Below are 19,203 nucleotides of genomic sequence, written 5' to 3' on the forward strand. Positions count from 1 at the left end.
TGTCAAAGCGGGAAGGGGATTTTAATTTTTGTTTAAATAATCGCCTGAGAATCCTTCCGACGCTCCCGCACCTTCTTGGCAGTCCCGGCGAGGCAACATCCCAAGCCGAGAAGCGCCCACGTCGAGGGTTCCGGCACGGCGACGGCGGTGAGGGTGATCGAGTTGGTCAGGTAGTTGATCGTGAAGGCATTGTTGCCGATGACGATCTTCGTCCCGTCGGTCTCGCCGAGGAAGTAGCCGGTGGTCGTCCCGCTGCTCTGGGCCAACGTCAGCACCGTCCCGAGGGCGAGCGTGGTGCTGCCGAGGTCGGTCCCGGAGAGCGAGGCGATGCCCGAGCCGAGGACGAGGGTGCCGGTGACGGTGACGAGATCGATCGTCCCAGCATCGCTGTTCAGCTCGAACTGGAGCTGGGACGAGGTGGTGAAGGTCAATCCTCCCGCGAAGTTCAGCGTCCCGACCGCCCCGGCGTTGCCCGCGTTGACGATGGAAGTCCCCGCTGTTCCCGCGCCGACCGTCGTCGCGCCGTTGATCGTCCCAATGCCGCCGAGGATCGCGTTGCCGGTGGTGGTCGACTTCACGCTCACGACCGAACCCGAGGCGAGGCTGCCGTTCACCAACAGTGTCCCGGCGTTGACCGTCGTGGCACCGGTGTAGGTGTTGGTCCCGGAAAGGGTCCAGGTGCCGGTCCCCGCCTTGAGGATCGAGGTCTTGTTCGTCGTGCTGTTGTTGACGATGGCCCCGGCGACCTCGCCCGTCCCGGAGGTCGAGCCCTGGAGGGTGAGGGTCTTCGAGCCCGCGCCGGTCGCGGTAAAGTCGCTGGTGAACTTCAACGCCCCCGTCCCCGACTGGTCGAGCGTCGCGCCGCCGGTCGTCCCCGCGAGGTTGATGACACGGTCGGTGGTTTCCCCCGTGCCGGTATCGACGAGGGTCCCGGTGGTCATCGTCGCGCCGATGGCGATGGTGCCGTTGGCGACCGTGACCGGAGCGCCCAGACTGCTCTTCGCGACGCCGCCGGAGACGCTGTTCAGCGTGCTCACGCTGAGCGTTCCCGCCTGGATCGCGGTCGCCCCGGTGTAGGAATTCAACCCCGATAGGGTCATCCAACCCGCCCCCGCCTTGATCACCCCCGCGCTGCTGCCGCTGAAGGCACCCGAGAAGAGCAGATCGACCGCCGCCGCACCGTCGGCGACGGTGAACGTCTTCGCCGACGCCCCCGACATGTTCGCCGCCATCGTCGACGTCGTGGCGCTGGCCAGCGTCACGACGCTGTTGCCGAACCAGCTCGCCGCCCCGGTCGTCCCCTGCAGTGTCCCGCCGGTCATCGTGATTGTCCCGTAGATATAGGTGTAAGCCTGGCTGAAGGTCCCCCCATTGAGGGTCAGCGCGCCGATCGTCACATTCTGGGAAGCCCCGGTGGAAGCCATCGCCCCGCTCTCCACGACGATAGACGAGGCCGAGGTCGTCGGCTGCGTGCTGCCGGAAATGGCGAGGACGAGGGTCCCTGCGCTGACGTCGATCGCCCCGGCGTAGGTGGTGCCGCTGAGGGTCAGCGTCCCGGCCCCGGTCTTCGTGATCCCGCTCCCGCCCGTGGTGGTGATCGAGCCGCTGAGGGTGAGGTTCGCGTCGGTCTCGATCGTCGTGCTGCTCCCCAGGACGACGGGGGCGGAGACGACGTTCGTGTTCGCCGTCCGCGAGGCGTTGCTGACGAGGAGGGCGCTGCCGCTCGCCGCCTGGAGGGTCAGCGTGTTCGTCGCGCTGCCCGCGAGGGTGAAGAGGTAATTGCTCCCGTTCGTCGTGTTGTTGAAGGTGAGGGAGCCGAGGGTGATCGGCGCGTCGAGGGTGATCGTCTGGGAACCGGCGAGGTTCAGGGTCAGGTTCGCGACGTCGCCGATCGCATTGGGATAGGCCGTCCCGCCCCAGTTCGCCGCCGTGGTCCAGGTGTAGGCGGTCCCGGCGGCCGTCGGGGTCCACGTGTAGGTCGCCGCCCGGGCGGAGGTTCCCGACAGGACGCAGGCCAGCATGAGGGAGAAAAGCGATGGGAGGGAGATGGTTTTCATGGAAGGGGAGGCTCAGTCGACGCATTGGCGCATTCGGCGCGTTTGCAATATTCTCTACCTCCAAGATAACTCCCTTCCTTCCCCGCCCGACATTCAATTCCCGCCGCCGCCATCGAATCAGATCGGGTTATTTCAACAAATTGTTTTAACAATTCGATGAGAACCCCGGGAACGGCCCCCTCCCGGGGGAACTTCCCCTTGTCGAAACGGCCCCCCACCCCCGAGACTGTTTCCCATGGCCGCAGGGACCCTTGTCAACGGAGCCGAAGCCCTCCTCCGCGCCTGGCTGAAAGAGCACGGCATCGGCGAAGGGGACCGCCTTCCCTCGGAGCGGGACTTCGCGAAGACCCTCGGCATCCAGCACTACGCCCTGAACCGGGCGATGGCCCGGCTGATCGCCGAGGGCCTCGTCGTCCGCGAGGGGTACAAGCTCTTCGGCGCGGCCCGGAAGGCCCCCGCCGCCGCCTTCGCCTGCCACCTGATCCTCGCCCACCGCTCCCACTACCTCCCGAATTACCGGAAGATCGCGAAGGAACTCGGAATCGACCTCGTCGTCCACCGCTGGGAGACGACGGAGGAGATCGGCACCACGCTCCAGCGCCTCGACCCGGAGCGGACCGAGGGCATCGTCCTCGACCCCCCCTTCGGCTACGATCCCCACCATTGGGAGGAGGCGGCGACGGCCCTGGCGCGGCGCGGCGTTCCCCTCGTCTGCATCGACACCCCCGCGCGGGAGCTCTGCTCGATCCTCGGCGACCCGCCCCGCTCGCTCGCCCTGATCGTCGACCACCTCCACGGGCTCGGCCACCGGGAGCTCGCCCTCACGGCCCCCTCGCCGTGGACCTCCGCCCTCGCCGAAATCCTCGACACCTGGAAGAGTCTCTGCCGCCAGCACGGCCTCCCCGCCTCGGCGAAGCGGATCGCGAGCCCCGACCGGGCGATGCCCCTGCGGGAAGACTTCGTCGACCTGGCCGACCGCCTCGACGCGGAATGGAGCGACGTGACGGCGCTGGTCTGCGCCCACAACGCCTCGAACATTCCCCCCCTGCTGGAGATCCTCTCCCTCCGCAAAAAGCAGGTCCCCCGCGACCTCTCCCTCCTCTCCCTCCGGGATTCGGCGGCGCTGCGGACCCTCGTCCCCCCCATCGGCGCCGCCGAGTCGGACATCAATCTCATCCGCGAAAACGCCTTGCTCATGGTCCAGTCGCTCGCCCGGAAACGGAACAGGCCGGGCGCCGCCTCCGCCCCGTTCCAGATCCGCATCCAGCCCCAGCTGATCGTCCGGGGATCGACGGCCCCCGGACCCGCCGTCTGGGAAAGAAAGCCCTCGGGAAAAGCCAAATCCCCCCCGCCGGGCGAGGCGCCGCACGAGAAAACGATCCCGCCCCGGCCCGAGTTCCCGCCCGAGGCCGAACTCGAGGCGATGCGGCGGCGTCCCTACGACCGAGTCGCCCGGATCGACGCCGCCCGCTTCCTCCAGCTCGACCTCCAGCCCCACATGAACCGGCCCCTGAACTACCGGCGCGGCTGGCTCGGCGACCTCCCGCTGAAGCACATCCCTCCCGGGCTCCACTCGATCCACGGCGTCCCCTTCCACATCCGGGGCGGCCCCCGCCGCTCCGATTGCGGGGCCGTCATCTTCCAGTCGACCGTCAACGTGCAGGGCAGCGCGAGGGAACTCCCCTCGGCCCTCCGCGTCCCGGTCGAGGCGAAGGTCCGCGCGCTCTACTTCCTCCACGGGTGCGGCTACGCCCGTTTCCTGAGGCCCTTCGGCGCGTACCGGTTTTACCGGGGCCAGAAACGGATCGGGGAAATCCCCCTCGTCCCCCTCGGCCAGCCCCCCGCCGAATATCCCTCCGGCGTCCTCTCCCCCGCCTTCCTCAAGGCGAACATCCAGGACTGGTGGTCCGACCTCCCCCACTTCGATCTCCCCGGGGCCCGCGTCGCCCCCTTCAACCAGAGCGAGCCGACCGACGCCGCCCAGCGCCACGCCTACCTCTACACGCTCGAATGGATCAACCCCGAGCCCGAAAAGCCCCTCGACGAAATCGAAGTCGCCATCGACCCGACCCAGTCGACCACCCTCGGCCTCCTCGCCATCTCCGCCCTCCGGGTGTAGCCGTTCCGCCTCACTCCTCCTCCACCTCCGGCGTGATCCAAAGATGGATCAGCCGATGCCGCCTCAGCACCGTCAGCCGCGACGTCCGCCCCGATTCCCGCAGCACCAAGAGCCGGTGGAGCTCATGGACCGAGCGGAGCTCCTCGTGATCGAGCCAGATGAGGAGGTCGTTCTGCTCCACCCCTGCCGCCTCGGCGGCGGAGCCCTCCTGCACTTCCTGCACGAGGATCCCCGACCGCTGCCGCAGCTGGTGGAAGCGGGCGACCTTCTCGTGGATCGGGACGTCCTGCCCCGCCACGCCGATCCGGGCGCGCCGGATATGGCCCTCCTTGATCAGCCAGCTCACGATGAACTCGGCGGTCTTGCTCCCGATGGCGAAGCAGATCCCCTGCGCCGAGGCGATGATCGCCGTGTTCACGCCGATGACCCGCCCCCGCGCGTCGAGGAGGGGGCCGCCGGAGTTCCCCGGATTGAGCGCCGCGTCGGTCTGGATCACGTTGTCGATCAGCCGCCCCGTCCGCGCCGGGAAGGTCCGCCCGAGCGCGCTCACGATCCCCGCCGTGACGGTGTGGTCGAAGCCGAGGGGATTCCCGATCGCGATGGCGATCTGGCCCACCTGGATCTCGCCCGATTCGGCGAACCGGAGGTAGGGAAGATCGGGCAGGTCGATCCGGAGGACGGCGAGGTCGGTGTCGGGATCGTCGCCGACGACCTCGGCGCGGACGCTGCGTCCGTCCGAGGTCTGGACCCGGAGACGCTCCGCCCCGTCGATCACGTGGCTGTTCGTCACCACGAGGCCGTCGGGGGAGATCAGGAAGCCCGAGCCGCTTCCGCCCCGTTCCCCTCCCTCAGTCCGGGCCTCGATGTGAACGACGGCGGGACCGGCCCGCCGGACCGCCTCGGTCACCGCGCCCGAATAGGCGTCGAGGAGCTCCGGATCGGAAAACCGCCGCTGCTGCGTCCCCTCGGGCTCCCCGGGCCGCCCGCCCGTTAGTTCATTATTCATGAACTAATATACGCACTCCCCCGCCGGGCGCAAATGGAGGGGGATTTCCCCCCTGCCCGCTACGCTTCCGCTCTCTCTTGGCCGCCCTCTTCGGGCAACGCGCTCCCCAGGGTCCAGAATACCACGCTGAGGAGGACGCCGCCCAGCAGGCCGAGCGCAAGGTGGAAGGCGCTCCCGAAGAGGAGCGGGCAGACGACGCCCGAATCGAGCGCGAAGAGCATCATGAACATGAAGGTCTGGAAGGAGGAGGCGAGGCCCCGGATGCGGGGCAGCAACTCGAGCGAGAGGACCGTCATCGCCGGGGTGGCGAGGGCCGCGCCGAGCGAGTAGACGAAGATCGGGACGACCGCCCACGGCACGCGGAGCGCCCCCCCGGCCAGGCCCGTGTAGAGGAGATTCATCCCCGTCCCGGCGAACATGATGAGGAAACCGGCCCGGATGGTGAAGGCGGGCGCGAAGCGGTGGCTCATCTTCCCCGCCGCGAAGGAACCGAGGGTCATGCCGCCGATCAGCGGGATGAAGAGCCACGCGAACTGGGTGACGGGGAGGTGAAGGAGGTCGAGGACGAAGGCCGGGGCGGCGGCGACGTAGAGCATGATCCCGAAGAAGCTGAACGCCGTCCCGAGGGACTGGAGGAGGAACCGGCCGTGACGGGCGACGTGCCAGTAATTCGCGACGATGACGCCGAACCGGAAGGCGTGCCGCTCCTCCGGGACGAGGGTCTCCCGCAGGAACCGGTGGCAGGCGACGAGGAGGACGAGGCCGAAGAGGGCGATGAAGACAAAGACCGAGCGCCAACCGAAGGTGGCCTGGAGCCAGCCGCCGAGGATCGGGGCGATCGCCGGGGCGAGGCCGAAGACGACCGAGATGTAGGAGAGGGTCCGCTGGGCCTCGGCCCCGCTGAGGAAGTCCCCGACGACGGCCCGGCCGATGACCGGCCCCGCGCCCGCCGAGAGACCCTGGAGGAGGCGGAAGAAGAGGAGCCAGCCGAGGCTCGGCGCGAAGACCGCCCCGACCGATCCGGCGACGTAGAGGTACATCGAGGCGAGCAGGACCGAACGCCGCCCGAACGAATCGGAGAGGGTCCCGTAGAGGAGCGACATCACCGCGAAGGCGAAGAGATAGATCGTGAGGGTCTGCTGCACCGCGGGAAGGGTCGCCGAGAACTCCCGCGCGATGAACGGCAGGGAGGGAAGATAGGCGTCGATGCAAAGCGCCCCGAGCATCGTCAGGGCGGCAAGGAGGACAATCAGGAGCCGGTGGTTCATGGGAACCGCCGAGCCTAGGGGCTGTCGTGCACTTTGGGAAGGCTGCGGAAGAAGGGGTCGCGAAGGGGCGGTGGGTGCTCCTTCGGGACCGGGCAGATGACCCTGTACAGGTGGAGGCGATCCGCACGTGTTGTAAGACGCAAGAGGGGCTTGCCTCCCGGCCATGCCAGTTAGTCTCCCCTGAGAAACGAGTGTCGCTACCGCGACGGCATTCTGCCCCTCCTGGACTTGCCTCCCGGCCCTGCAAGTTAGTTTCTCCCTGAGGAACGAGGTCGCTACCGCGACGGCAGTCCCCGTCAGATAGGCCTGAACTGTTCGGAGCGGTACCGCATTATGTTGTCCGCTTCGGGTAGAAAGGGTCCGCTAGTTCCCCTGTCCGCTTGGGAGAAATCACGCGTCCCAGTGCTAGGGGAACGAAGCGGCTTGATTCGCACTGAGGAAGATAAAACGGAATCAGGCGATCGTCGCCATCATCTCCTCGTCGACCTGGCCGTGGAGGGGAGCCCCGACCAGGTACCGTTCGCACTCGTCGATCGCCATCGCGGCGAGGCGGCGGCATTCCCCGTCGACGGCCCCGGCGATGTGCGGGGTGAGGACGACGTTCGGGAGGGTGTAGAGCGGGGAGTCGGGGGCGGGCGGCTCGGGATGGGTGACGTCGAGGAGGGCGTGGAGGTCGGGACGGCGGTAGAGGACCTCGATCAGTTCCCGCTCGTTGACGATGGCGCCCCGCGCGGTGTTGATGAAGGCGGCGTCGGGCCGCATCCGCGCGAAGTGATGGCCCCGGATCATCCCGACGGTCTCCGGGAGGAGCGGGGTGTGGAGGGAGACGACGTGGGCGGTCTCGAAGAGTTCCTCCAGGGAGACCTTCCGGACGCCGAGGGCCTGCGCCGCGGCGTCGGAGAGGAACGGATCGTAGGCGATGACCTCGACGCGGAAGGGCCGCAGGAGCGGGATGAGGTGCCGCGCCACCGCGCCGACCGAAATCAGGCCGACGACGCTGTCGTAGATCCCGGGCATGGGATGGCGGACCGGCCGCCGCGCCGCCCGCATGTCGGCCACGTGCCGCCACGCGAGCTTCAGGCTGAGGAGGATCTGGGCGAGGGTGAACTCGGCGACGGTGACGGCCAGGACGCTGTTCGCCGAGCTGACGACGATGCCCCGCGCCCAGAGGGCGTCGGTGACGAAGCCCTTCACGCTTCCCGCCGCGAAGAAGATCGCCTTGAGGTTCGGCGCGGCGGCGAGGAAGGCCTCGTCGCAGCGGGGCATCCCCCATCCGCCGAAGACGACCTCGGCCTCGGCCAGGGCCTGCGCCGAGGCGCCCCCGCGCTCCCGGAGCGAGACGGCGTCGTCCATCGGGCACGGCCCGGAAACGATTCCCTCCAGCCGCTTCCGCTCGGCCGGTCCGTAGACATTCCCCCAGTAAGGGCGGTCGAGCAGGATCAACGCGGCGGGCTTTCTCATACAGGATGAAGTTTCGCGATTTCGATTCCGGGGAGTTCGATCTTTCCAACGCCGCCCGAGCCACCGAAGCCGCCGAGGCCCTCGAAATGGACGTGTCCCTTCCGGCCCGGGCATTGGGGATAGAGGCCGAGGGTGGCCCAGACATACCAGGCCGCCATCTCGCCGTTGTCCTCGTCCCCGGGGAAGGTCTCCGGGGTGTAGAGCGTCGTCGCCACCGCGCGGACCCAGCGGGAGGTCTTCTCCGGCTCGCCGTTCAGGGCGTAGAGGAAGAGGAAGCCGTGGACCGGCTGGTTCGACTGGGCGTATTGGCCGAACCCGGCCTGGGCCATCTCGGTCATCTCGTGGATCTCGAAGCCGTAGTGCCCGGCCTCGAAGGTCGGCGGGAGGGCCATCATCCGGTCGAGCTTCGCGCAGAGCGCCCGGGGCCCGCCGAGGAGGGAGGCGAGGCCCTCGGGATCGTGCGGAACGTTGAAGAGATGCTGCCAGGGGCCGCCCTCGACGAAGCCGCCGCCCCAGGAGAACTCGCGGAAGGGGGTCTTCCAGCTCCCGTCGGCCAGCCGCTCCCTCATGAAGCCGACGGAGGGATCGAAGACGTTGCGGTAATTCTGCGCGCGCCGGGCCATCTGCTCCGCCTCCGCCGTCCGCCCCAGGTGCCGGGCGACCTGGCCGACGCAGAAATCGTCGTAGGCGTAATCGAGGGTGCTCGAGACGGCGTAGAGATGGCGGTCGGAGGGGACGTAGCCGAGCCGGAGGTAATCGTCGAGCTCCCGCCGCCCGTAGCGGCCCGAATCGCTCGGGACCGTCGCGTTCTTCCAGAGGAACTCGAACGCCCCCTCGACGTCCCAATCGGTGATCCCGTTCGCGACGGCGTCGGCGACGACGGCGTCGTAATGGGTCCCGATCATGCAATCGCAGAGCCCGGGATTCGCCCACTTCGGGGACCAACCCGCCTGGCGGCAGGCGTTGAGCCAGCCCTCGAGCATCCGCTTCAGCGTCTCCGGGTAGAGGAGGACGAGGAGGGGATAGAGCGTCCGGTGGGTGTCCCAGAAGCCGTTGTCGGTGCAGAGCGGGCCGGAATGGATCCCCCCGTCGTAGGGGCTGTAATGGACGACCGCGCCCGCCTCATCGACCTCGTCGAGGAAGCGGGGGAAAAGGAGGCAGCGGTAGAGGCACGAATAGAAGGTGCGGGCGCGCCTCTCTTCCTCCGCCGTCCCGGGGATTCCGAGATCGACGCGACCGAGGAGGGCAGTCCAGACCTCGGCCCCTTCGTTTCGGAGCGTGTCGAGGGAGCGGTCGCGCAGTTCCCGCGCCCACGCCGTCCGGGCCATCTCCCCGCTCATGAAGGAACCGGCGAGGCGGAGTTCGACCCGCCGGGCCGAGGCCGGGAAGGTCCAATAGCCTCCGTCGGGAAGCGGCGTGAAGGCCTCCGGGGCGACGTCGAAGGAACCGAAGAAATGGAGCCCGAAGACCTCGGGCGTGGCGTAGGTCTTGTCGCGGGAACAGCCGGTGAAGCGGTTCTCCCCCGCGCCGCCCCGGATCTCGTGGACGCCGCCGAAGTGGAGGCGGACTTTCAACGGCTCGGAGGCGTCCCCCTGCGGCGTGAAGACGAAGAGGGCGCCCCGCTCGGCGGGGCTCATCTCGACGAGGAGTCCGTAGCGGAGCGACTCGTACCGGAGCGAGGCGGGCTGGCATTCCAGGAGGCGGTAGGCCCCGGCCTGGTGCTCGATCTCCTCCCGCGCCGGGCCGCGGAAGGCGGTGACGAGGAGGCTCCCGTAATCGCCCATCCACGGGCTCGGCTGGTGGGTGAGGCGGATGCCCCAGACCTTTTGATGGGCGGGGTGAAAAAGCCACGGCCCCTTCGCCGTCTGGAGCGACCAATGGTGCATTCCGAAGGGACGGGCGAGGAGCGGCAAGGTGTTGCCGACCGAGTAATCCTTTTCGGAGGCGGTCCCCTGGAGGGGATTGACGAAGGAGAGAAGGTCCCGCATGGGAGAGGTTAGGCAAGGGCGACGCGGCGGCGGCGGAAGGCGGCGGAGAACATCAGGAACACCGTCCCGCCGAGGAGGAGCGCCCAGGTGGCGGGCTCCGGCACGGCGGCGAGGTGGAGGATGACCTCGCCGGTGGTGCCGAAGTCGAGGCTCGAGGTGTAGCCCGTCAGGCCGGTGCTGGTGGCGAGGCTGAAGTTCGCGGCGCTCAGGCCCGCGTCGGTCAGGACGCCGTTCGAGTCATAGGTCTGGAAGAGGACGTAGTCCCCCGCCTGCGCCCCGGAGAAGACGAAGGCGTTCGCGTTCAGCGTCAGGTCGTTCGAGGCGTAGTTCAGCATCACGATCTTGTCGCTCGCATTCGAGGCGGCGAGATCGAAGACGAACTTCGCTCCCACCGCCATCGTCAGCACCGCACCGGTGGTGTTGCCGCCGTCGAAGGTGAGCGTCCCGACCGCGACCCCGTCGACGCCGCCCGGGGAGATGAAGTTGCCGGTCAGGACGTTGACGATGGCGCTCCCGCCGAGCGCGATGATGCCGGTGCCGCCGAGGGTCGAGCCACCGGCGGAGGCGAAGGTGACGTTGCCCGTGCCGAGGCCGCTCCCGGTCGTATTCGCCACCAGGATCGTTCCCGAGGCCGACTGGAAGACCGTGCCGCCGGTATAGGTGCTGGCCCCGCGCAGGATGACGGTCCCGGTGCCGCTCGCCGCCGTGCTGACGCCGGAGGCATTGTAATAGGAGGAGGTCCCCATCTTGGTCACCATGTTGGAATTAGCACCGAAGTCGGTGAAGCCGTTGGTGAAGGAGAGCGTGTTCCCCGCCGACACCCCGAGGCGCAGATACCCGGCCAACGTCTGGGAGGTCGCCGTCAGAGTTCCCGTGAACGAGAGGGTCGATGGGGAGCTCGCATAATTGCTGATCTGGGTCGATCCATAGATGAGCCCGCGATTGGTGGTCTGGCTGGTCGCGCCGATGTAGTTAAAGGAGCTGCTGTTGCCGATACCGATCGTCGAGTTCGCCGCGCTCGCATTGCCGAGGCTCGAATTCACGCCGGCGTTGCCGATCGAGGTGTAGGAAAGGGGGCCCCGGACCGCCGAATAGATGAAGGCCGCGTCGAAGCTGTTGTTATTGTTCGTGAGAACCAAAGGCATGCTCCCTCCATACGTCGACGTGGAGCCATACGTGGCGAAGGCAACGCCGATGCTCGCGCCGGAGCCGCCGCCGGTGATGAGGGAATTGATGACCAGCACCCCGACGGGCGACGCTGTAGCCGTCACGTTCGGATTCGACGCGTAGCCCATCGTATGAATCCCGTTGCTGAGATTCAGGATCAGGTCGCTGCCGAGGGTCGCGACCGAGCCCGCGGGGGAGGCCGCGGTGATGTTGCCCGTCAGATTGATCGTGACGTCCCCGAGCACGCCGTCGCCGGTGAGGGTCGGCTTCATCGTGGTGCTGGGGCTCGACGCCGAGGTCGAGCCGAAGGAGATGCCGCCAACGTCGTAGCTTCCCGCCGTCGCCGAGAGCGTGTTCGTCCCGCTCATGAGCCCGAAATCGAGGATCTGACTCGTCGAGAAGGCGGCGGAGCTCGTGTAATTGGAAAGGTTGCTCCAGACCCCGTTCCCCGTCCCGCCCGTGACGCCAGTCCCGTTCCAGGTCGCCGTCGTCGTCGCCACCCCGGTTTGCGGAGCCAGGAGCAGGGCCAAACCGCCAAAGGCCAGGGCGATTCCCCGGCGCAGTGCTGCAGCCCGGAAGAGGGGAGTGATGACGATGCGGGAGGTCGTTTTCATAACAGGGGTTGCTTAAATCATGAAGCAAGCAATTTGATCCACAATCATCCCGCAATTCTTCCTATAGAACGAATGCGCCCCCTGAGCACCCGGGTAGGTCCAAATGAAGGTTGTCGCTAACCGCGCACCGTGCCACAGGCGAGGAGACGGCGACGGGAAGCGACGGCGACAAACAGCGCCGACGCGAGGAGGAGAACCCAGGTGGCAGGCTCCGGCACGGCGGCGGCGACGATGAGATTGATCTGGCCGACGGTCGTGAAATCGAGCGTGGCGGTGTACCCGTCGAGGCCGGTGCTCCCCGCGAGGTCGAAGTCGGAGGACTGGAAGTTGACCGAGGCAGCCGTCGACGTGTTGCTGCTGGAATAGAACTGGAAGAGGGTATAGGTCCCCGCCTGCGTCCCGCTGAAGTTGAAAGCGTTCGCCGAGAGGGAGAGATCGCCGCTGACGTAGCTAAAGAAGACGATCTTGTCGCTCGTGCTCGAGGCACCGAGATCGAAGTTGAGCTTCGCGCCCGAGGCCAGCGTCACCACGTTTCCGGTCACCGCCGCCCCGGTGAAATTGAGGGTGCCGATCGAACCGGCGAGGCCGGGGGCGATCGCGCCGCCGCTGTTCACGATGACCTGGCCGCTGCCCAACGTCGTCGAAGGCGTGATAGTGCCGGTGCCGCCGAGAATGCCGGTGCTGTTCACCGTGACGAGACCCGTACCGGTGCCGCCGTTACTCGTGACGAGAAGGGTACCCGCGTTGATGGTGGTGGGGCCGTTATAGGTGTTGGCATTGCTGAGGATGAGAGCGCTCGTCAGGCTGTTCTGGACAACCCCCGTCACGTTCGTCTTGATCTGGCTGCTGATCGTGGTCGCACCCGTTCCGGCTCCCGAATGGGTGACGATCCCGGTGTTGTTCACCGTGCCGGTCACCGAAGTCGTGCCGCCCGCCGCGCTGACCAGATTGAGGTTGCCGATCTGGTTGAAGCCACCCGACATCAACGTGGCGCTCGTCGAATTGGTCGTCACGGTCACACTGCCCGTGCCGTTGATGGCGCCGCTTTCGGTCAGGTTGGTTGTCCCCGCATTCGTGACGTTGTTGATGAATTGAACGTCGCGACCATTCAGGTCGACTCCGCCGGTCAGGGTAAACGGCTGATTCGAGACGATCCCGTAGCTCGCGATGGTCAGCGCGCCGGTCGTGCCGCCCAGACTGATCTTATTCGTGAGGCTGGTCGTACCGAGATTCATGAGGGTCGCGGCGTTGGAGCCGGAAGAATCGCCCAGCGTGATCACGTTGGCGGAGGCCCCGAACGCGGAGGTGCCCCCGACGAGCAGCGTCCCCTTCTTCACCGTGACCGTTCCGACGAAGGCCGTGTTCTGGGCAGCACTGACGCCGTTGATATAGAGGGAAGAGGTGGCGCTGTCCTGGACGATGCCCGTCACGTTGGCCCCGAGGGCACTGTTGATGATCACGCCGCCCTGCATATTCCCCGTAGTGATGACCGTGGTACTGCTGCCGTTATTCGTGATGGTCCCGGAGTTGTTGACGCCGCCCGTGAGGGAAACGTTGCCGGTCGCGCTCGAGTTATTGGCGATGACGAGGTCGTGGGCTCCGCTGATCGCGCCGCTGAAAGTCGCCGAGGCGCTCGTACCGCCGCTTGCCTGCCCCAGCGTGAGGGTGCCCGTGGTGGTGCCGAGGACGATGGCGTTGGCGATGGTGGCGTTGCTGTTGTTGGCGCCCATGAGCGCCGCCGAGCCGCTGCCGCCCGTACCGCCCAGAGAGATCGCCGTGGTCGTCGCCCCCGCCCCTCCCGACTTCAGCAGGACCGTCCCCGACTGGACCGCCAGCCCATCGGTGAAGGTATTCACCGCGAAGAGGGAAACCGTCCCCGCCGTGTTCACCTTCACGGCAGCGCCGCTGACGACGCCGTTGAGGACGATGCTCCCGGAGGCGTTCGTTCCGCCGAGCGTGAGGGTCTGGCCCGTGGCGACGGCGACCGTGCCGCTGAGGGTCAATGCCGAGGCATTGTTGACGAGGAAGCTCGAACTGTTATCGACAACCAGGTTCAGCTTATTGCTGAAGGTCAGCCCAAAGTTGCCGCTGTTGTCGATCAGGATCGCCGTGTTGGCGAGGCCGTTGAGCGTCGCCGTACCGACCAGCTCGAAAGTCTGGATCGCCGAGGGACTGATGGTGAGAGTCTGACCGAGGCCGTCAGCCAGCCAAAGCCCCTGCAGCGTCGTCGCGGCGGCGATCACCGGCTGATTCGTGAAGGTCGAGTTGAACTCGGCGCTGACCGTCGCCGAAGGAACGCCCGCCGACCAATTCCCGGACGTCGTCCAAGCCGTCGTCCCGCCATTCCAGACCGATTCCGCCGTGTCGGCCACGACCCCGCCGACACCTCCCAGGCAAAGGAGGACCGCCGCCCCGAGAAGGGAGCGAGAGAGGAGGGAGTGAGTTTTCACGCGCGTGGATTTGCCTAAAGTTTGAATCAAGCAATTTGTTTTACAATAACGTCGAAGTTCTCTCTATAGAATGGATTCTATAATGAGAATCTCAGAGAGATCGCTAAAGCTGGTTTGGGAGCAATTATTATGTTCGAGAGCGATGAAATCGGCTATTTGTAATACAGTAACAACCCGTGCGGCCTATTCTGGGGGGAATCAGGGAAGGCACCTCATGCAGACACTCTCTTCTCCTTCGCCCTCCTCTTCCCTGTTGTCCCCCATCTCCTCCCCCGCGTTCAGCCTCGTCGAAGTCCTCCTCGCGCTCGGCATCTGCTCCTTCGTCCTCATCGCCCTCCTCGCCCTCTTCACCATCGGCCTCCACGACAGCCGGGAGTCGGGGGAAAAGATCGAGGCGGCCAACCTCGCCTCCCTCATCCTCTCCGCCCGGCGCGCCTCCCCCCTGGGGACCAACGGGACGATGGCGACCCTGGCGATCCCTCCCACGGCGCTCGCCCGCTCCTTCGGCGACGCCTATGCCGGGGCCGACAAGTACGTCGCCCTCGACGGCACCCTCACCACCCCGGCGAAGGCCGCCTTCCGCATCCGGTGCAGCGCGGGGACGAACGCCGTGATGGGGGCCGACGTCGCCCTGGTCCACCTCTTCCTGAGCTGGCCCCCGCAGATGGCCCCCTCCCAACCCAACGTGAAGTCGTATGAATTCATCAGCGCCATCCCGCTCCGTTAGCCTCCGCCGTTCCGCCCGGCGCGGCGGCTTCACCCTCGTCGAGGTCCTCGTCGCCATCACCGTCCTGACGCTGATCACCACCCTGCTGACGCAGATGATGGGGACGGCGCAGAAGGTCTCCAACGTCGTCCAGCAGCGGATCAACAACTTCACGAAGGCCCGCGCCCTGCTCGACCTCCTGGCGCGCGACCTCTCCGCGGGGCTCTACCGGAGCGACCTCGCCGTCTACCCCGCCGGAAGCCAGACAACGATCGCCTTCTACACCCTTCGCCCCGGGGCCAGCTCCGCCGCCACGCGGAACCTCGCCCTCGTCCAGTACTCCATCGACGCGACCTCGACCGACAGCATCCTGAAGCGGAGCGACCTCTCGATCGGCTGGGGCTCCCAGGCGAAGGACGTCTCCTTCGGCGACGCCACGCTCACGAACCTCGCCCGCGTCACGCCGAGCGATACCGCGAGCGGCGTCGTCGGCCTCCAGATCCGCTTCGTGATGGCCGACGGGACGACGCAGTCGACCTACGCGAACACCGTCGACAATCCTCTCCGCGCCATCGGCGTCACCCTCGCCGTCGTCGACGACGAGAGCCTCAAGCGGATGACCCCGGCGGAACTCCTCTCCCTGCGCGGGACGCTTGCCTCCGCCGCCCCCGCGAACTATACCGTGAAGGAAGCCTGGCAGAAGTCCCTCGACGGCTCCTTTGATTGGGCCGCCTATCCCGCCTCCCTCCGCAACGGCCTCCAGATCTTCGAACGCTTCGTCTATGTCTCTCCCGTCTTCTGACCGCCGTCCCTCCCTTCCGCCACGGGGGGAACGGAGCATGGCGCTGCTGGTCACCCTCTTCCTCATCGCGATCCTCTCGCTGATGCTCGTCGCGCTCGTCAGCCGGACCAGCCTCGACCACCAGGCGAGCGCCAACTACACGAAATCGCTCGGCGCCGAGCAGATCGGGATCGCCGGGCTCGAGATGGTGATCTCCCAGCTCCGCCAAGAGATGAGCAAGGACCAGCTCCCCGACCTCACCTACCCCGCCAAGCCTCTTTACACGAACGTCACCGCCGCCAACCTCTCTCCCCAGGCCCTCGGGACGAACAGCGCGATGCCGCTCCTCGTCAAGATCAGCACCAACGCCCCGTTCTTTACCGGGACGCGGACGAAGGGAACCCTCGTCGCCTCGACGATCAGCACGGCGACGGCCTCCCTCAACGGCCGCTCCCTCGGCATCACCCGCTGGAACGATCCCTACCTCGGCACGTTCCCCTCGACGAAGGCCCTTCCCTCCTGGGTCATCGTCACCCGCGGCGGTCCCTCCGACGGGACGAAGGCCCTCTTCGGCCCCGCCGGCGAGACGATCAACAACAGCGCCATCTCCAACACGAACTACGCCGTCGGCCGCTTCGCCTACGCCGTCTACGACACCAGCGGCCTCCTCGACATCACCATCGCCGGTTATCCCACCAACCTCGTTTCCGCGATCCAGGCCGTGGCGCTGAAGGGGACCCTGGCCGGGGCCGACGTCTCCGCCCTCGGGATCGACCCGAAGAAATTGACCACCTGGCGCAACGCCGCCTCCGCCGCCTCGGCCACCTCCTACCTCACCTACGTCACGAACTTCGCCTCGACGAACGGCTTCCTGAGCGTCGCCAACGGGGACACCACCTTCCTCAGCCGCCAGGACCTCATCCAGGCCGCGCAGAAGGGAACCGCCGGGCTGACGACCGCCGCCCTCACGAACCTCACCGTCTTCAGCCGGGAACGGAATTCCCCCACGTGGCGCCCGCAAAATCCGCCCGGCATCACTCCCTCCGTCAACTACACCACCCTCGGAACCGTCGCCACCTCGACCAACGTCTTCCCCCCCCTCGTCCGCTACACCACGACGAATACCATCACCAGCTACCGGATCAGCGGCTCCGGCTCCTCCAAATACACCTATCCCGTCAAGGCGGGCGACCCCCTCCTCTACACCCGTTTCCCCCTCGACCGCATCCGCTGGATCACCTCCTCCGGCCCCGCCGCCGGGGCGACCGACGAGGCGATCCAGGCCTGTTTCGGCCTGAAGTGGGACACCGCGCGCGGGCTGTGGCAATACGTCGGTTCGACCCTTCCCTACGCCTCCTCCCCTGCGGAACAATCGTCGATCAAGACTCTCGCCCAGGTCGCCGCCGAGACGAAACCCCGCGAGGCGAATTTCTTCGAGCTCCTCCAGGCGGGGATCCTCACCGGCTCCCTCGGCAGCGAGCTCCATCTCACCCCGCCCCTCACCGGTAGCGTCAACGGATTCAACGCCAATACCTTCCACGAGAGTTCCTCCCTCCTTCACATTTTCCGGATCGGCGCCTCGATCCTCACCCAATACCAGCCCGACGCCTGCCCGGTCGTCGTCGAATACGTCCAGCCGAGCATCAAGATCGGCAGCACCACTTATCCCGCCGCCGGCAAGAGCCTCATCCCGTGGCAGGCATCGGGCATCGCCAACCTCCCCTACCTCAACATGATGACCGTCCTGGGCGGAACCAGCCCGGACAATGCCGCCAACATGGCCATCTACATGGTGTTCGGCCTTTGGAACCCCCATCAGGGGACGGGGACCGTGACCTCGACGAATCGTCCCCCCATCCGTCTGCGCTCCATCGGCACCGTTTCCGTCTGCGATTTCTACGGCGGGTTTTCCCCCGGCGGCTATTCGACGGTCCCCCAAAGCACCTCCGTCAACGCTGGCGCCATTCCGGGCTATACCCATACGCTCAACACCACGAACCTCCTCTCCACCGCGGGTGCCAACGGGGTGAACGGCTTCGTCGATCCCCATGCGATCGCGCCGAACGACATGTCGGTCTCCGCTCCGGTCAGCACTCCCGCCGGCTCCTCCTGGGCCACATTCATGGCCCCCGGCAACGTCACCTACGGCGGTTACCGTCTCCCCGACTTCAAGCTCAGCGCGACCTATGCGAGCAGCAACTTCTGGACTAACAGCCTTACCATCTCCGGCAGCGGCACTTCCGCCATCACCAATTCCTCCTATACCAGCTCGATGAATTTCTGGGCCAACAACGACCCCGTCAACAACCCCTTCAACGTCTGGCTCGAGTACCAGAACCCGAAGGGCGTCTGGGTCCCCTACAACTACCTCAACGGGATCAACGACACCAACACCTGGATGGCGAAGACGCCCGGCTTCACCTTCGCGGGACTCGGCAGGCTCAACCCGAGCAACTCCATCGCCACTCCCGTCTCCATTTCCGAAACCACCGCGACCGATCCCGGAAACAACTACTACTACAAATGCTTCTGGGAAGTACCCGATCCCCGCTCCCTCCGCTACAACTACACCCAATCCCAGTCCGCCGGCACGTCGGTCTGGCCGACCCATCTCAACGGCTCTTACTGGTCCTCGTCGACCGATAGCGCCAGCCAGACCCTGGGATGGATCGGAGCCCAGATCGCCCAGATCTACTTCGGCCCCTCGTGGGTCCCCGCTTCCCTGGCGCGAAACAACAATCAGGCCAACTTCGTCCGCGCCGTCGCCACCAGCGCCGCCGCCTACAAGGATCCCGACGGCGTCGCGCGGATCGCCGACAGCGGCCTCTTCGGCCTCACCACCCCGGCGACGGCGAACAACTGGGCGGGCGATCCCTACGCCTCCTCCAGCCTCGTCGTCCAGCGGGGCGTCTCCGACCGGCCGGTGATCCTGAACCGCCCCTTCGCCAGCGTCGGCGAGCTCGGCTACGTGAATCGCGATTACCCCTGGCGGACCCTCGACCTCTTCACCACGAACAGCGCCGACGCGGGCCTTCTCGACCTCTTCACCGTCAGCCAGTCGAGCGACTCCGTCGCACGGGGCCGCGTGAACCCGAACCGCGCCCCGGCTCCCGTCATCGAGGCCATTCTGCGGGGGACGATCTCCGGCGTCGCCACCACGAACGCCCTCTCCAAACCCTCGACCATCGCCGGAAGCCTGACGAATTTCACCGCGACGGCGGCGAACACCCTTCTTGGCCGGGACCAGATCGCGACCCGCTTCGTCGCGGGCCTCAACGCGGCGAACTTCGCCACGACCGACGAGGCGAATGTGAAGGCCCTGCGCGAGAGCGTGACCCGCTCCCTCGCCGACGTCGCCCAGACCCGGACGTGGAATCTCCTCATCGACGTCACCGCCCAGGCAGGCCGCTACCCCCCGACGGCAACACGCCTCGACCAGTTCCAGGTCGAGGGGGAACACCGGTTCTGGCTCCATATCGCGATCGATCGGTATACGGGGGAGATTATTGATCAGCAGATTGAGCGGGTGAGTCAGTAGGGGGGGGCGGGTTGGGGAGTGCCCTTTGGGGCTGGCGCGGTCGACCCT

11 protein-coding genes are annotated in these 19,203 nt (G+C 66.8%); 4 read left to right on the forward strand and 7 right to left on the reverse strand.

The window, feature by feature from the left end; all coding sequences use genetic code 11:
• Positions 1-32: 32 nt before the first annotated feature.
• Entirely contained in the window at positions 33-2,057 is a 2,025-nt protein-coding gene (locus BLU04_RS02055) for an autotransporter-associated beta strand repeat-containing protein (protein WP_093281588.1), read from the reverse strand.
• Positions 2,058-2,292: 235 nt separating this feature from the next.
• Between BLU04_RS02055 and BLU04_RS02060 the strand changes: the two genes are divergently transcribed.
• Positions 2,293-4,176, forward strand: a complete 1,884-nt coding sequence (locus BLU04_RS02060) for a substrate-binding domain-containing protein (protein WP_093281590.1) — start codon at positions 2,293-2,295, stop codon at positions 4,174-4,176.
• A 10-nt stretch (positions 4,177-4,186) separates the two neighbouring features.
• Here the strand turns inward: BLU04_RS02060 and BLU04_RS02065 are convergent, their stop codons facing one another.
• The 6 genes from BLU04_RS02065 to BLU04_RS02090 all read right to left on the reverse strand — a co-directional run bounded on the left by BLU04_RS02065 (position 4,187) and on the right by BLU04_RS02090 (position 14,130).
• On the reverse strand, positions 4,187-5,182 hold the full coding sequence (locus BLU04_RS02065) for a trypsin-like peptidase domain-containing protein (protein ID WP_093281593.1): 996 nt from the start codon (positions 5,180-5,182) through the stop codon (positions 4,187-4,189).
• A 59-nt stretch (positions 5,183-5,241) separates the two neighbouring features.
• Positions 5,242-6,450: a multidrug effflux MFS transporter gene (locus tag BLU04_RS02070; protein ID WP_093281595.1), complete on the reverse strand. Its 1,209-nt coding sequence runs from the start codon at positions 6,448-6,450 to the stop codon at positions 5,242-5,244.
• A 453-nt stretch (positions 6,451-6,903) separates the two neighbouring features.
• Positions 6,904-7,911, reverse strand: a complete 1,008-nt coding sequence (locus tag BLU04_RS02075; RefSeq protein WP_093281598.1) for a hydroxyacid dehydrogenase — start codon at positions 7,909-7,911, stop codon at positions 6,904-6,906.
• Entirely contained in the window at positions 7,908-9,899 is a 1,992-nt protein-coding gene (locus BLU04_RS02080) for a GH92 family glycosyl hydrolase (protein WP_093281600.1), read from the reverse strand. Before BLU04_RS02080 ends, BLU04_RS02075 begins: the two co-directional genes overlap by 4 nt.
• 8 nt (positions 9,900-9,907) lie before the next feature.
• Entirely contained in the window at positions 9,908-11,680 is a 1,773-nt protein-coding gene (locus BLU04_RS02085) for a PEP-CTERM sorting domain-containing protein (protein WP_093281603.1), read from the reverse strand.
• A gap of 116 nt (positions 11,681-11,796) precedes the next feature.
• Positions 11,797-14,130: an autotransporter-associated beta strand repeat-containing protein gene (locus BLU04_RS02090; protein ID WP_093281605.1), complete on the reverse strand. Its 2,334-nt coding sequence runs from the start codon at positions 14,128-14,130 to the stop codon at positions 11,797-11,799.
• A gap of 214 nt (positions 14,131-14,344) precedes the next feature.
• Here BLU04_RS02090 and BLU04_RS02095 point away from each other — a divergent pair, with 214 nt between their 5' ends.
• From BLU04_RS02095 to BLU04_RS02105, 3 genes are read left to right on the forward strand one after another with little or no spacing between them, the layout of a single operon-like run.
• A complete protein-coding gene (locus BLU04_RS02095) occupies positions 14,345-14,857 on the forward strand; it encodes a hypothetical protein (protein WP_157895032.1) in 513 nt (170 codons plus the stop codon).
• Positions 14,826-15,638 (forward strand): prepilin-type N-terminal cleavage/methylation domain-containing protein, encoded by an 813-nt coding sequence (locus tag BLU04_RS02100; protein ID WP_093281611.1) that lies wholly within the window; start codon positions 14,826-14,828, stop codon positions 15,636-15,638. Before BLU04_RS02095 ends, BLU04_RS02100 begins: the two co-directional genes overlap by 32 nt.
• The gene (locus BLU04_RS02105; RefSeq protein ID WP_157895033.1) at positions 15,619-19,155 is read left to right on the forward strand and encodes a hypothetical protein; all 3,537 of its coding nucleotides are present in this window, start codon (positions 15,619-15,621) and stop codon (positions 19,153-19,155) included. The genes BLU04_RS02100 and BLU04_RS02105 overlap by 20 nt, the downstream gene beginning before the upstream one ends.
• Positions 19,156-19,203: the final 48 nt, after the last annotated feature.

The sequence above is a fragment of the Verrucomicrobium sp. GAS474 genome (genome assembly GCF_900105685.1).
Lineage (GTDB): Bacteria > Verrucomicrobiota > Verrucomicrobiia > Methylacidiphilales > GAS474 > GAS474.

Excerpts from the sequence above, each read along its gene's own strand:
- BLU04_RS02055 (WP_093281588.1), bottom strand. The coding sequence starts at position 2,057 with ATGAAAACCATCTCCCTCCCATCGCTTTTCTCCCTCATGCTGGCCTGC.
- BLU04_RS02060 (WP_093281590.1), top strand. The coding sequence starts at position 2,293 with ATGGCCGCAGGGACCCTTGTCAACGGAGCCGAAGCCCTCCTCCGCGCC.
- BLU04_RS02065 (WP_093281593.1), bottom strand. The coding sequence starts at position 5,182 with ATGAATAATGAACTAACGGGCGGGCGGCCCGGGGAGCCCGAGGGGACG.
- BLU04_RS02070 (WP_093281595.1), bottom strand. The coding sequence starts at position 6,450 with ATGAACCACCGGCTCCTGATTGTCCTCCTTGCCGCCCTGACGATGCTC.
- BLU04_RS02075 (WP_093281598.1), bottom strand. The coding sequence starts at position 7,911 with ATGAGAAAGCCCGCCGCGTTGATCCTGCTCGACCGCCCTTACTGGGGG.
- BLU04_RS02080 (WP_093281600.1), bottom strand. The coding sequence starts at position 9,899 with ATGCGGGACCTTCTCTCCTTCGTCAATCCCCTCCAGGGGACCGCCTCC.
- BLU04_RS02085 (WP_093281603.1), bottom strand. The coding sequence starts at position 11,680 with ATGAAAACGACCTCCCGCATCGTCATCACTCCCCTCTTCCGGGCTGCA.
- BLU04_RS02095 (WP_157895032.1), top strand. The coding sequence starts at position 14,345 with ATGCAGACACTCTCTTCTCCTTCGCCCTCCTCTTCCCTGTTGTCCCCC.
- BLU04_RS02100 (WP_093281611.1), top strand. The coding sequence starts at position 14,826 with ATGAATTCATCAGCGCCATCCCGCTCCGTTAGCCTCCGCCGTTCCGCC.
- BLU04_RS02105 (WP_157895033.1), top strand. The coding sequence starts at position 15,619 with ATGTCTCTCCCGTCTTCTGACCGCCGTCCCTCCCTTCCGCCACGGGGG.